The organism is Devosia sp. LjRoot3, assembly GCF_964252865.1.
GTDB lineage: Bacteria > Pseudomonadota > Alphaproteobacteria > Rhizobiales > Devosiaceae > Devosia.
The window spans coordinates 307,183-320,689 of sequence record NZ_CAXUPK020000001.1; the positions used below are offsets into that span (position 1 = coordinate 307,183).

Annotated in this window: 14 protein-coding genes; 3 read left to right on the forward strand and 11 right to left on the reverse strand. The window is 62.7% G+C overall.

Annotated elements, in window-relative coordinates; all coding sequences use genetic code 11:
* Positions 1-173: 173 nt before the first annotated feature.
* The 3 genes from ACSQ2A_RS01525 to ACSQ2A_RS01535 form a co-directional block, all read right to left on the reverse strand.
* Complete coding sequence (locus ACSQ2A_RS01525) at positions 174-1,307, reverse strand: site-specific DNA-methyltransferase (RefSeq protein WP_436070795.1); 1,134 nt, start codon at positions 1,305-1,307, stop codon at positions 174-176.
* 82 nt (positions 1,308-1,389) lie between these two features.
* A complete protein-coding gene (locus tag ACSQ2A_RS01530) occupies positions 1,390-2,085 on the reverse strand; it encodes a ribonuclease HII (protein WP_436070796.1) in 696 nt (231 codons plus the stop codon).
* Positions 2,085-2,450 (reverse strand): DUF4180 domain-containing protein, encoded by a 366-nt coding sequence (locus ACSQ2A_RS01535; RefSeq protein WP_436070797.1) that lies wholly within the window; start codon positions 2,448-2,450, stop codon positions 2,085-2,087. The genes ACSQ2A_RS01530 and ACSQ2A_RS01535 overlap by 1 nt, the downstream gene beginning before the upstream one ends.
* Before the next feature lie 77 nt (positions 2,451-2,527).
* On the opposite strand from ACSQ2A_RS01535, the gene ACSQ2A_RS01540 reads away from it, so the two are divergent.
* Entirely contained in the window at positions 2,528-3,109 is a 582-nt protein-coding gene (locus tag ACSQ2A_RS01540) for a hypothetical protein (protein WP_436070798.1), read from the forward strand.
* Here ACSQ2A_RS01540 and ACSQ2A_RS01545 read toward each other — a convergent pair.
* Positions 3,106-3,969, reverse strand: coding sequence for a phosphotransferase family protein (locus tag ACSQ2A_RS01545; protein WP_436070799.1), 864 nt, complete (start codon positions 3,967-3,969; stop codon positions 3,106-3,108). The two genes, ACSQ2A_RS01540 and ACSQ2A_RS01545, sit on opposite strands and share 4 nt — an antisense overlap.
* A gap of 88 nt (positions 3,970-4,057) precedes the next feature.
* Between ACSQ2A_RS01545 and ACSQ2A_RS01550 the strand changes: the two genes are divergently transcribed.
* The gene (locus tag ACSQ2A_RS01550) at positions 4,058-4,750 is read left to right on the forward strand and encodes an HAD family hydrolase (RefSeq protein WP_436070800.1); all 693 of its coding nucleotides are present in this window, start codon (positions 4,058-4,060) and stop codon (positions 4,748-4,750) included.
* A 252-nt stretch (positions 4,751-5,002) separates the two neighbouring features.
* On the opposite strand, the gene ACSQ2A_RS01555 is transcribed toward ACSQ2A_RS01550, so the two are convergent.
* Positions 5,003-6,151: a PA0069 family radical SAM protein gene (locus ACSQ2A_RS01555; RefSeq protein WP_436070801.1), complete on the reverse strand. Its 1,149-nt coding sequence runs from the start codon at positions 6,149-6,151 to the stop codon at positions 5,003-5,005.
* Between the two features lie 375 nt (positions 6,152-6,526).
* Here ACSQ2A_RS01555 and ACSQ2A_RS01560 point away from each other — a divergent pair, with 375 nt between their 5' ends.
* Positions 6,527-8,008 carry an MDR family MFS transporter gene (locus tag ACSQ2A_RS01560; RefSeq protein ID WP_436070802.1) on the forward strand — a complete coding sequence of 494 codons (1,482 nt, stop codon included), beginning with the start codon at positions 6,527-6,529 and terminating at the stop codon, positions 8,006-8,008.
* Between the two features lie 51 nt (positions 8,009-8,059).
* On the opposite strand, the gene ACSQ2A_RS01565 is transcribed toward ACSQ2A_RS01560, so the two are convergent.
* From ACSQ2A_RS01565 to ACSQ2A_RS01590, 6 genes are all read right to left on the reverse strand, one after another.
* Positions 8,060-8,656, reverse strand: coding sequence for an alpha/beta hydrolase (locus ACSQ2A_RS01565; RefSeq protein WP_436070803.1), 597 nt, complete (start codon positions 8,654-8,656; stop codon positions 8,060-8,062).
* A complete protein-coding gene (locus ACSQ2A_RS01570) occupies positions 8,653-9,603 on the reverse strand; it encodes a glutathione S-transferase family protein (RefSeq protein WP_436070804.1) in 951 nt (316 codons plus the stop codon). Before ACSQ2A_RS01570 ends, ACSQ2A_RS01565 begins: the two co-directional genes overlap by 4 nt.
* 2 nt (positions 9,604-9,605) lie before the next feature.
* Positions 9,606-10,427 carry a VOC family protein gene (locus tag ACSQ2A_RS01575; RefSeq protein WP_436070805.1) on the reverse strand — a complete coding sequence of 274 codons (822 nt, stop codon included), beginning with the start codon at positions 10,425-10,427 and terminating at the stop codon, positions 9,606-9,608.
* A gap of 114 nt (positions 10,428-10,541) precedes the next feature.
* Complete coding sequence (gene moaB / locus ACSQ2A_RS01580) at positions 10,542-11,078, reverse strand: molybdenum cofactor biosynthesis protein B (protein ID WP_436070806.1); 537 nt, start codon at positions 11,076-11,078, stop codon at positions 10,542-10,544.
* Complete coding sequence (locus ACSQ2A_RS01585; RefSeq protein ID WP_436070807.1) at positions 11,056-12,381, reverse strand: MFS transporter; 1,326 nt, start codon at positions 12,379-12,381, stop codon at positions 11,056-11,058. The genes moaB and ACSQ2A_RS01585 overlap by 23 nt, the downstream gene beginning before the upstream one ends.
* A gap of 305 nt (positions 12,382-12,686) precedes the next feature.
* Positions 12,687-13,499, reverse strand: a complete 813-nt coding sequence (locus tag ACSQ2A_RS01590; protein WP_436070808.1) for a uracil-DNA glycosylase — start codon at positions 13,497-13,499, stop codon at positions 12,687-12,689.
* Between the last annotated feature and the right edge of the window lie 8 nt (positions 13,500-13,507).

Below are 13,507 nucleotides of genomic sequence, written 5' to 3' on the forward strand. Positions count from 1 at the left end.
CAATATTGCTAGTCGGGTATCTTTGGCAGAAACCAAGACAGTCGCTCCTAATGGTTTACTTTGCCGATTTTGATCGACGCCAATGGAGCGGGGATAACTTTCTCAAAACAAAAAGGCCGCCGGGGCAAACCGGCGGCCAGTTATAGAGCCTGAATAATGATTGGAGGTCAGGATCAGGCAGAAAGCAAATCAAGTTTTTGGCGAACGCTGGCCCGAAGGACGTCAATGGGCTCGGCGACGCCGAGATAGTCGTGGTGCCAGAAGGTCCACCCGTTGCATGCCTCGGCACCCTGAACCAAGGCGCCGACCTTGTGGATCGACCCCTGGTGCGGACCCGAGACGAGCGAGCCGTCTGCACGAACCATGGCGGAGTAACGTTTCGTTAAGTCGAAAAGTTGCGCGCCCGGTTCGATCAGCCCCTGTTCGACGAGCGACCCGAAGGGAATGCGTGTTTCCTTGCGCTTGGGCGTGACCGACTGCAGGGCATCGAACACTGCGGGGCGGATCGAGGCGATGCGGGTGCGGGCGGCTTCGACATAGGTTTCTTCGCGCTCGATGCCGATGAAATGGCGGCCGAGCTTTCGGGCGACGGCGCCGGTGGTGCCGGTGCCGAAGAAGGGGTCGAGCACGATATCGCCCGGCTTGGTCGTGGCATTGAGAATGCGGAACAGCAGTGCTTCCGGCTTTTGGGTCGGATGGACCTTGTCGTCGTCTTCGTTTTTCAGGCGTTCGGCGCCGGTGCAGATGGGGAAGAGCCAATCGCTCCGCATCTGCGTGTCGTCGTTGGCGAGCTTCATGGCCTCATAATTGAAGGTCACGCGGCTCTTCTGGCTTTTGGAGGCCCAGATCAGGGTTTCGTGCGCATTGGTGAACCGCGTGCCACGGAAATTCGGCATCGGGTTGGCCTTGCGCCAGATGACGTCGTTGAGCATCCAGAAATCGAGATCCTGGAGCGCCGTGCCGACGCGGAAAATATTGTGATAGGAGCCGATGACCCAGATGGCGCCATCGGGCTTCAGAATGCGCCGGGCAGCTTTCAGCCAGCCGCGGGTGAACGCGTCATAGTGGGCAAACGAGTCAAACTTGTCCCAATCGTCGTCGACCGCATCGACCTTCGACTGGTCGGGGCGGGTAAGGCCTTGTTCCAGCTGCAGGTTATAGGGCGGATCGGCGAAGATGAGATCGACGGAGCCGGCCGGCAAGGCATTCATGTGGTCGATGCAATCGCCCACGAGAATGGTGTCGATCGGAAGGCGGGAAGCCTCCTCCGCATCGGCCGACTGGGCCGTACGCGCGGTACGCAACATGCAACTATCCCTAACGCAGTACTAACCATGCCTTTGTACTTCGTCAGGGTTAATGGAGCGTTTGTAAGGGGTTAGCGAGGGGTTAACCCTCGATTGTGACGGTGGTCTTTTGCATGAGAAGTGCTGCCACCGGGGCGAAGGCCGAGCGGTGGTGGCGGCTGGGGCCGTGGAGGTTCAGGGCCTTCAAGTGTGCTGCCGTGCCATAGCCCTTGTGGCCGGCAAAGCCGAAATCGGGCGCGTCGCAATCCATGATGGCGCACATGCGGTCGCGCATGACTTTGGCGACGATGGAGGCGGCGGCGATGGAGACGCTGCGGCCATCGCCACCAATCAGCGCAATGCCGGGGCAGGGGAGGCCGGGGGGCACGTCCCGGCCATCGACCAGCACGCAATCGGCGGTGCAGGGCAAGGCGCGGACGGCGCGGGCCATGGCGGCGAGGGTGGCGCCGCGGATGTTGAGATTGAGAATGTCCGAAGGCGGGGCGCTGACGATGGCGACATCGGCGACGGCCGAAATTTCGTCGAAGAGTTCGGCGCGGCGCTCGGCGGTCAGCTTTTTGGAATCGTTGAGGCCTGCAGGGATGTGATTGGGATCGAGGCGGACGGCGGAGACGACGACGGGGCCGGCGAGCGGGCCGCGACCGGCTTCATCGACGCCGACGACGCAACGGGCGCCGCGGTCATAGGCCATTTGCTCATGGCTGAAATCGGGGAAGTCGGCTTCCGGTGCGAAGAGTTCGGCGGTGGATTCGATCGTGGCGGTGACTTTGCGCGGCATCAGCGGGCCCGGCCGAAGCCGGCCTCCATGGCTGCACGATCCGCGGCGAAGAAATGATGGCCGATGCGGTTGGTTTCGCCGACGAAATCGGTGAGGGCCTTGCTGTCCGACATGGCAGCAGAGATGTCGCCGAGGATGACGAGGCGCATGGAATAGTTCTGCAGCTTTTGGATGAAGTGGCCGGCCAGTTTGTTGCTGAGGACGAAAAAGTCGGGGTCAAGGCGCGACACGGGAATGGCGACGGCGTCGACTTCGAGCCCATAGGTGGCGCCGATGACGTCGAGCGCGTCCTGCTCGGAGGCGAGCAGCGGCCCGGTCTCGTCGAGCAGCATCACATTGAGGCCGTTTATCTTCTCGATGGCCACGCCTGTCGTCCTCTGGTCATTTTTCTGGGGTCACTGATATAAGAGTCTGGCCGGGGGGCAAAGACGAGAGTGTTTTGATGCGCGCTTGTGCACGCCTTGCCGCCCTGCTGCTGCTCACCGTGCCCGCAGTAGCCGAACCTTTTCATCATTCTTATGGCGAGTGGCGCGAATATTTTCGCGATTGGCTGGCGGCTTGCCCCGACGCCATCGTGGAAGATTCAGCCGATTATTATGGCTATTCGTGCTTTGCCAGCACCGGCAGCCAGATGCAGAACAGCGCCAGCCTGCCGGCCTATAAGCTGACGCTGATCCGCAATCGGCTTGATGGCGAGCTTGATCTTGCAATCACCGTGGCGGCGGATGAGGGCTCTTATGATGAGAGCCGGCCGATGCGGCTGCTGTTTGCCGGGGATGGGCCGGTGATGCTGGCCATGGGCGAGGAACTGGAGACGCGGTTCAACGTCACCAATCAGTATTTTGTGGCCGATGCCGATCTTGAGGCGCAGTTGATCGAGCGGATGAAGGAGCGGGCTTCGCTCAAGCTCATCGTGCCGATGACGGGCGCGGAGCAGCCGGCTGATATCTGGCTGTCGCTGCAGGGCGTCATGGCCTCGCTCGATTTCATGTCCACTTACGCGCGGAAAGTGGAACAGTACTAGGGGCGCATGCTGACCCAGGTGTGGGCGGCTTCGATCTTTTCGGCCGTGCCTTCGGCATTTTCATATTCCTCTGCAAGTTCCCAGAGGCGATGGATATCGGTGAGGAGGGTGATGCGGTCGCGGTCGAGCGTGCGACCGCTGTGGCGCTCGTAGCTGTCGATGATACGGCGGGTGAGGTCGGGCGAGGTCAGGTTGGAATAGATGAATTCCTGATGCAGCGGCCCAAAGCCGGAATCGCCGAAGTCGAAGATGCCGCCGAAGCGGTTTTGCGCGATGTCATGGGCCATATTCCAGCCATGGCCGTCAAAGAGCCCATAGGTGATGCCGTGGGGGTCGGGGCCGAGATTTTCCAGTTTTTCCAGTGCCTCTTCGGCCCAGGGCGCTAGGGCGGGGGGCAGATGGGGCGCAATGCGGTGGCGGATGGTTTCTGCATCGAGCCACTCCTGCACCGGGCCGGCGCCGGCATTGGCCAGCAGGTCCGGATTGATGGCGTGCAGGTGTGCATAAAACTGGCCGAGGCGTTCGCCGATTTCGGCGCGCATGCTTTCGGGCACCTTGTCATACGCGGCGGGGTCGAGGGCGCGGCCGGGCAGTTTGGCGTGGATCGTGTGAGTGACGGGGATGTCGTGGAGATCCATGCGCGGCACGGGCATCAGGACGCGCGGGCCGATGACCGAGAGCAGCAGCACTTCGCGGCGAAGGGACTGTTCGGCCACCTCGTGTCGCGGGAATTTTATGATGTAGCGATCGTCGATATCGAGGGCGACGCTATCCCAGCCATCGGCGAGAATCGTGAAACGGGCGCCGGCAAATTGGGGATGGCCGGCGACGGTCAGTTCGCGCAGGCGTTCGAGAGACATGTGGGCGGGAATTTCTGGCACAATTTGCCTCGTTGACGATGCAGAAATTTCGTGGCGGTCTCACCCCCGATTTATCGACGGAATGACCATGACTCTCAAGCCCGGCGCCGGACTACTTTTCGACATCGATGGAACGCTGGTCGAGAGCGATCCGCTGCATCTCGAAGCTTTTAATCGGGCCTTTGCGCCTTATGGGCACCATTTCGACCGCGAACGCTTTGGGCGCGAACTGCAGGGCCTCGCCAATGAGGCGATCGGCTCGCAGTTTCTGCCGCATGAGACGCCGGAGCGGCGGTGGGAAATCATGATGGAAAAGGAAGCCCTGTTCCGCTCGCTGGCGGCTGAGGGCGTCGAGCCGGTGCATGGGCTTTTTGCGCTGCTGGATTGGGCCGACGCCATTGGCCTGCCGGCGGTGGCGGTGACCAATGCGCCGCGGGACAATGCCGAGCAATTGCTGGATAGCATCGGGGCGCGGCACCGGTTCAAGGGGCTGGTGATTGGGGATGAACTGGAGTTTGGGAAGCCGCATCCGCTGCCTTATCTGGAGGGGCTGAAGATACTCGGGGCCGATGCCAAGAACTGCGTGGCTTTCGAGGATTCGCGGACCGGGTTGAAGTCGGCGACGTCGGCGGGGATTGCGACGGTTGGGATGGCGACGGGGCTGGAACTGGCGCAGTTGCTGGAAGCGGGCGCGACACTGGCGGCGCGGGATTACACCGATCGGCAGATGCTGCGGTTTATCGCCGAGCGCGTTGGGGCGAGCGAGGCGCTGAGCGCATAGTTGGTTTCATTGCCGGGCCTGGTCCGGAAGTCTCTCGCGGAGGCATGGACCACCGGGACAAGCCCGGTGGGGACGCAGGATGGGAGGTTGTACTCCTAGGCAAGCACCCTCACCCGTCTCGCGCTATGCGCGATCCACCCTCTCCCCGAGGGGGAGAGGAATAGAAGGGGTCACCGATACATCTATGGGAACCGTCCTGTTCTTCTCCCCCTCGGGGAGAAGGTGGCGCGTAGCGCCGGATGAGGGGGAGCTTCAGAACAAACTCATCTGCTTGCTCTCCAGCGTCGGCGGGACGAAGAGGTCGGTGCGGAGACCCGGTAGTTTCGTGTCGAGGCCGTAGCGTTCGCGGGCTTTGTCGAAACGCTGGCGGAGGAGGGTGGCGTAGGGGCCCTCGCCGGTCATTCTGGTGCCGAAGCGCGAGTCGTAGTCTTTGCCCCCGCGGGTGTCGCGGACGAGGGCTAGGACGTGGCGGACGCGGTCGGGGAAGTGGCGGAGGAGCCATTCGCGAAACACGTCGCGGACTTCGCCGGGGAGGCGGAGGAGGATCATCGAGGCGGCGAGGGCTCCCTGGGCCTTGCCGGCGTCGAGGATGCGTTCGAGTTCCATGTCGTTGATGGCCGGGATCATCGGCGAAGCGAAGATGGCGGTGGGGACGCCGGCTTCGCTGAGGGCGCGGATGGCTTCGAGGCGCCTTGCGGGCGAGGAGGCGCGGGGCTCCATCTTGCGGCTCAGTTTGTGATCCATGGAGGTCACTGAAATGGCGACCTTGGCGAGGCCGAGCTTTGCCAGTTCGGTGAGCAGGTCGAGATCCCTAAGGATCAGCGCCGACTTGGTGGTGATCATCACCGGGTGGCGGGTTTCGAGCATGACTTCGAGAATGCCGCGGGTCAGCTGGTGCTTGCGCTCGGAGGGCTGGTAGGGGTCGGTATTGGTGCCCATGGCAATGGGCTTTGGGCGATAGGATTTTGCGCCGAGTTCGTTGCGCAGAGCCTCGACGGCATTGGTCTTGACGTAGATCTCGCGCTCGAAATCGACGCCGGCCGAATGGCCGAGATAGGCGTGGGTGGGGCGGGCATAGCAATAGGAGCAGCCATGCTCGCAGCCGCGATAGGCATTGATCGAGCGCTCGAAGCCGATATCAGGGCTGTCATTGGTGGTGATGATGCTCTTGGCGCGCTCGGCATGTTCTACCGTCTCGGTCATGGGCAGGGCTTCAACGACACCCCAGCCATCATCGAAATTTTCGCGCGAATGCGTTTCGAAGCGGCCGGTATGGTTCGACTGGGCGCCGCGACCGCGGATGCGGTCGGAATTGAGCAGCTCACGCCGCGCCAGGTCGGCGTCGCGGCTCTGGCTGAGACGTTCGAGCGCTTCGAAGCTTGGGGCCTGATAAAGGGCCATGGCATATCTCCTGCTGCTTCCGCCGAGGTTGGAATCGACCTCGTCGGCGCGTTCCAAATCTAGCAATCGAATGAGAACACAACAAGAACGATGTTTAGTTTTTGTTCTCAATTTTTCGCGCCGCAATGCAGCCCTGCGCGAATTTGGGCTGGACGGAACAACCCCGCGGGAGTAGTGAAGGCGCCCCCGAAAATGGGGCGCATTAGTTAAGTCTAGAATTTAGCATTGACCGCCAATCCCTCTGGGGATTAGTTAAGCGCGGTCTAAACTGATGGCTGCTGACAGGCCTTGTCGCAGGAAAATTGGAAAGCGCTGTCGAACTCCGGCGATGCCATGCGTCGCGAGGGTGTCACGCGCTTTAGTGAGGGTATGGACATGACGACAGACACAGCAACATTCGACGCGCTTGAACAAAGCGCTCCCCATCATCCTGACAATGCGGCGCGCAACCGGTTGGTCATCGGGCTTCTGCTCGTGTCCACCTTTGTGGTGTTCCTCAACGAAACCATCATGAGCGTGGCTATCCCGCACCTGATGACCGATCTCGGCGTCACAGCGAGCCTGGCGCAGTGGCTGACCACCGCCTTTCTTCTGACCATGGCCGTGGTGATCCCGATCACCGGCTTCCTGTTGCAGCGCCTCAATACGCGGCCGATCTACATGATCGCCATGTCGGTCTTTACGGCCGGCACGCTGATCTGCGCCGTTTCGCCCGGAATTGAACTTCTTATTGTCGGCCGCGTGGTGCAGGCCGTTGGCACGGCCATCATGATGCCGCTGCTGATGACCACGGTGATGTCGCTGGTGCCGCCGGAAGGGCGGGGCAAGGTCATGGGCAACATTTCCATCGTCATGTCCGTGGCTCCGGCCATCGGCCCGACGATCGGCGGGTTTATCCTTGCCCATTTCGATTGGCGCTTCATGTTCTATTTCACCCTGCCCATTGCCATCCTGGCGCTGGTCATCGGTGCTAGCCGCATCCGCAATGTCTCGACGCCGCGTTATGCGCCGCTCGATGTGCTCTCGGTCATTCTTTCGGCCTTTGCCTTCGGCGGTCTCGTCTATGGTCTGTCGAGCCTGGGTGAAGGCGCGGAGCATGGTTCGGCCATTCCGGCCTGGGCGCCGATTGCCGTGGGTCTCGTTTCCATGGCCGCTTTCGTCTGGCGCCAGTTTGGCCTCCAGAACGAAGACAAGGCGCTGCTCGACCTGCGTACGCTGCAGCACAAGAACTATACCTTTGCCCTGATCACCATGGCCGTGGCCATGGTGGCGCTGCTGGGTAGCTCGATCCTCTTGCCGATCTATACCCAGAAGGTGCTCGGCCTTGATACCTTGCAGACCGGCATGCTGCTGCTGCCGGGTGGTCTGCTGATGGGCGTGCTTGGTCCGGTGGTTGGTCGTCTCTATGACCGTTTTGGTCCCAAGCCGCTGCTGGTGCCGGGTGTCATTGCGGTTTCGGCCGTGATGTGGGCGTTGACCCTCGTTAGCCAGCATACCCCGGTCTGGGCCGTGGTTGCCGGCCACATCGTGCTCAGCGTTGGCCTCGCCTTCACCTTCACCCCGCTCTTCACCTCGTCGATGAGCTCGGTGCCGCCAAAGTTCTACTCGCATGCCAGCGCCATTCTGGGCTCTGTGCAGCAGGTCGCCGGTGCGGCGGGTATCGCGCTCTTTGTGGCGGTGATGAGCCTGCAGACGGCGGCGGGCGCAGCGGCTGGGCTCGACGCGGTCGATGCCCTGGCGGCGGGTATTCGCGGCGGGTTCCTCTGCGGCGCCATCGTGTCGTTGCTGATGATCGTTGCGGCCTTCTTCGTGAAGCGGCCGGAAGGCGGTCACGGCGGCCCGGCGATGGGTCACTGATGACATGAGAAAAGGCCGGGCGATTGCCCGGCCTTTTTGTTTGGGGACCTATCAGGCGAACAGCTTGCCCAAAAACTTCGCGGCTTCGGCAACGCCTTCGGCGGAGACTGAATGGCCGAGGCCCGGCTGGATGAAGCGGCTGGTGGCTACGCCGAGCGGCGACAGTTTGGCCTCGGCATTGGCGACTTCGGCCACCGGCATCATGTGATCTTCGGTGCCGTGAACCAGCAGCAGTTTTGAGCCTTTTATCGGCTCCAGCGGCTCGGGCGAGGCGAGGCGGCCGGAGAAGGCGACGACGCCGGCGACCGGCCAGCGACCAGACGCTATGGCGTCGAGGGCCATGATCGAACCCTGCGAGAAGCCGACCAGCGCGACGCGGTCGAGGCGTCCGGCAAAGCCTTCTCGGCCGATGATATCGGAGAGGATGGCATCGAAGGACGGTCGCGCGGCGGCGACGCGGGCGGGGCGGTTTTCGGTGGTGACGCCGGTGACGCAAAACCACTGGTGGCCGGCATTGAACCGGCCCGGGCCGTCGGGGCTGACGAATTTTGTGTTCGGTAGGGCCGGGGCGAGGGCCGGAGCGAGGCCACCGATATCGGCACCAGAGCTGCCGACGCCGTGGAGGAGAATGACGAGACTGTCGCTCATAATGTCACCTCATGAAGGCCTGGAATGTTCGGGCCGCGGGGCACGATGCCATTGGGGTTGAGCGACTTGATGGAATAGTAGCCGCGCTTGATGTGGTCGATGTTGACCGTCTCACGGATGCCTGGGAGGTCGAGCACGCGGAGCATATAAGCCTGCAGGTTCGCGTAGTCGGCGATACGCCTATAATTGGTCTTGAAGAGGCCGTGATAGGCGGCGTCGAACCGGACGAGGGTCACAAAGGCGCGGATATCGGTTTCGGTCAGCGTGTCGCCGAAGAGGAAGCGCTTCCCTTCGAGGCGGGCTTCGAGCGTGTCGAGGGCCGCGAAAATGTCGGCATAGGCTTCGTCATAGGCGAGCTGGGTCGTGGCGAAACCGGCGCGATAGACGCCGTTGTTGAGCCGTGGATAGATGTAGTCGTTGAGCGCATCGATCTCGGCGCGGAGGGCGTCAGGGTAGAGGTCGTATTCGTCCGAGGCGAGGTCGCCAAAGCCGGAATTGAGCATGCGCAGGATGTCGGCGCTCTCATTGTTGACGATGGTGTTTTGCTTTTTGTCCCACAGCACAGGCACGGTGGCGCGGCCGCTGACTGTGGCATCGGCCTTGCTATAGATCTCGTGCATGTAGGTGGCGCCGCTGATCGCGTCGGGCGTTTCAAAGCGCCAGCCTTCGTCGGTCAGTTCGGGTTCGACGACGGACATGGATATGACCTCGTCGAGACCTTTTAGGCTGCGGCCGATGATGGTGCGCGAGGCCCAGGGGCAGATCAGCGCGACATAGAGATGGTAGCGGCCGGCTTCGGCCTTGAAGCCGGCCTCACCGGTCGGGCCGGCGCTGCCGTCGGGTGTGACCCAGTTGCGGAAGGACGAGGTCTGGCGCACGAAGCCGCCCTTGGCGTCGACGCCCTGCACCGGCTGCCAGTTTGCAGTCCACTTTCCGTTGACGAGCATGTTCAGGCCTCCTTGGTGCTGAGCGTGAGGGCGAGGCCCCACGGGTCGGTGAGCGTGTTGGTGGTGTTGGCGGCGCGGGCGGTGATGGCGTCGCGCTGGGCAGCGGTATCGAGGATGAGTTCGAAGCCGACGAGGCCGGTGGTTTTCGGATCAGTCGGACCAGCGCCGCGGCTCGACCAGGTATTGGTCGCGAGCTGATGGTGATAGCCGCCCGCGCCGTAGAAGGTGGCGCCGGGATAGTGGCAGGTGATGTCGGTGCCGAGGACGCCGGAATAAAAGGGCTCAGCCATCGGCAGATCACCCACCTGCAGATGCATGTGGCCGACGATCATGTCGGCAGGCGCGCCGGACCAGGTGGTGGTCTCGTCGAAATGCAGGAGATCGGCAATGTCGAGTGGATCGGACGCCATCTGGATGAGGCCATTGTCGTTCGGCCAATCGGCGCGCGGGCGATCGCCATAGACCTCGATGCCATTGCCTTCGGGGTCGTTGAGATAGAAGGCCTCGCTGACGAGGTGGTCCGAGGCGCCGCCGACGCCGATGCGTTCCTTGGCGACATAGCGCAGCCAGGCGGCGAGGTCGGTGCGGCTCGGCATCAGGAAAGCGGTGTGGAAAAGACCGGCCGAGCGCGGGTTGCGCTGCACGAAATCAGTGTTGCCGCGCAGTTCGAGCTGCGGGGTCTTGCCCACGCCGAGGCGGAGGGTGGAGCCGTCCCGGTCGATCACTTCGAGACCGAGGAGGTGGCGATAATAGTCGGAGACCGTGTCTACCTGGCGCACATTGAGCGTCACCAGGCCGATCTGCATGGGGGCCGTAGCGGACATGGGCAAAGATTCCTTGGCGCGGACTGTCCGCGCTCTCTGCCCATTCAAATGCGCTTTACGATCGGTTCCGTAAAGCGAACGATGCCGAACGTGTTGTTCGGGAAAACGGTAAGATCAGCGCTCGTCTAGGCGCGGCATCAGTTCCACCAGATTGCACGGCTTGTGCCGGTAATCGAGCTGCTGGGTCAGGATGCCCTCCCAGGCATCGCGGCAGGCGCCGCGCGAACCGGGGAGGGAAAAGACGAAGGTGGTGCCGATGAGGCCGGCCGTCGCACGTGACTGCATCGAACTCGTGCCGACCGTCGTGCCCGAATATTGATGGAAGAGGACGGAAAAGCCTTCCATGCGCTTGTCGAAGAGCGGTTCGACGGCTTCGGGTGTCACGTCGCGGCCGGAAAAGCCGGTGCCACCGGTGGTGAGAACAACGTCGACCTTGGGATTGGCGACATAGGCCTGAACGGCGGCGCGGATGAGCTGGATGTCGTCGCGAACGACCTGGCGCTCGAAGCAGGTGTGGCCATCGGCTTCGAGCAACGACTTCAGGAGCGCACCGCCGGTATCGGTTTCGAGCGTCCGCGTATCGGAAACGGCGATGACTGCGATGGAGAGAGGCCTAAATGCCCGATCCTCAAACCGTTCCGTCTTGAACATCGCGCTTGGGCTCCGTGGTTTCGATCAGCTCTTCGGGGACCGCCGGCTCGTGCCGCACGATCACCTCGTCCTCGGCATCACTATCAGCCCGCGGATCGAGCACAATAGATTCCGGCGTCACCTGCCGGTCCATGGGCTGGAACGGCGCGCGGTCAGCGGCATCAACGCTCTTGCGGACGCGCATGCGGAGGAAGGCGAAGCCGGCGACGGCGGCATGGAAAATGGCGGTGATGATGAAGAGCGCCATGGGCGCGATGGAACTCATCAGCACAGAGGCAATGGCTGGGCCGATGGCGAGGCCAACGCCGAGAATGAGCAGCATGCCGCCGGCGATCTTGGCGAAGTCGCCGTCCTTGGCGAAGTCGTTCGCATGGGCCACCGCGATTGGATAGAGCGGGTTGGCGGCAAGGCCATAAAGGCCGAAGAGCACATACATCAGCCAGCCGGCGCTGGGATTGATGACGACGATGAGGAGGCCAACGACGGCGGAGCCTGCGCCAAGACCGATCATCACCTGGCGACGGTCGATACGGTCGGACAGGCGGCCGAAGGGGATCTGCGCGACCGCGCCGGCGATGGCGGCGATGGAGAACAGGAGCGCAATGCCGGAGGCGTCGAGGCCTTGTTCATAGCCATAGACCGGGGCCAGCGTGCCGAAGGAGCCATTGGCCATGCCGCAGCAGAAGGCGGCGACGGCGGCGACGGGGGAGGTCTTGATCAGAAGCGGCAGGTCGAGTTTGGCCGAAGCCAGGGGGCGCGGCTGCGGGCTCGAGGTGAGGGCCGTGGGCAGCAGCGCGCAAATGAAGCTGATGGCGCCGATGACGAAGGGCAGGTAGCCGGCAGTGCCGGTGATCGACATGGCAATCTGGCCGACCGTCGAGGCCGCGAGATTGATGGTCACATAGATCGAAAAGATGGTGCCGCGGCTCTTGTTGTCGGCGACCTCATTGAGCCAGCTTTCGACGATCATGGCGGCGCCGGCAAAGCAGAACCCGGAGAGGGCACGCAGCACGATCCAGCCGATGTCGTTGATCCACAATAGGTTGAGCAGGATCGTGATAGTGCCGATGGCGGCCATGACCGAATAGGCGCGGATATGGCCGACTTTTCGCACGATCATGGGGACCATGATGGAGCCGGCGACGAAGCCGACGGACCAGCCGGTGCCGATCAAGCCGAGCGCGAGGAGGGAAAACTCTTCCTCGGCGCCACGCACCGAGAGCAGGAGGCCTTGCAGGCCACCTCCGAACATCAACAGGGCCGAGCCGAGGAACAGGGCATAGATTTTGATGACGGAAGCCATGGCGCTCTGAGAATAAAGGCTGCGAAACGTTGCAAATCACCGAAAGGTGACCATAGCGCGACATAGAATGAGCGATAGGGCGGAAATGGGGAGGCGGGGGAAAAAGTTGGGGTGGGAGGCTGAGGGTATAGGTCGGGGCAATGGTGCTTGCCGCTCCACCCCCTCCCAGCCTCCCCCATCAAGGGGGAGGTGTCAGATCGAGTTCGGGACGCGATCCCGCCCAACCCACCGAGTCATCCCCGCGAAAGCGGGGACCTCCGTTTCAAAACAGGGGTTCCCGCTTTCGCGGGAATGACACCGTGGACTTAACCCAGCCCCAGACTGTCGATCTTCATCTTGAGGCTCAAGAGATCCGCCCAGGCCTGCTGCTTGGCCGCAGGGTTGCGCAGGAGATAGGCCGGGTGGAGCGTTGGCAGCGCGTCGACCTGATGGTTGCCAATCGCAACATCCTGCCAGCGGCCGCGCATCTTGATGATGCCGGCTGATGTCTTGAATACGGTCTGCATGGCCGGGCCGCCCAGCGTCAGGACCAGCTTTGGCGCCACCAGCTCAACCTGGCGGTTGAGGAAGGGCAGGCACAATTCCATCTCTTCGGGCGTCGGCGTGCGATTGCCGGGCGGGCGCCAGGGGACAGTGTTGACGATGAAAACCTTGGTCCGGTCGAGCCCGATGGCGCCGAGCATGCGGTCGAGCAATTGGCCCGAGCGGCCGACGAATGGCTTACCTTGGCGATCCTCTTCGGCGCCCGGTGCTTCGCCGATCAGCATGATCTTGGCTTCGGGATTGCCGTCGGCAAAGACGAGTTGCGTGGCGCGGAATTTCAGGCTGCAGCCGTCATAGGCTTCGAGAATCTTTTGCAACTCGTCGAGCGTACCGGCCGATGCTGCGAGTTTTCGCGCTTCGGATGGGTCGCCGGTTATGGCCGCGGTGGCCGGCGGCGGAGGCTGGGCGGGTGCAGCAGCGGCCTGGCGCAAGGCCTGGGCCGGGGAGGGCGCGGGGGCTGGCTGGGCGAAGCGGTCGACCGGGTCCTCGCCGACGGCAAGATCCACGCCGGCGGCACGATACCAGTCCAGCACGGCAAGCAGTTCGGCCTTGTTGAGTTCTCGACCTTGAGACATGGGGCCCG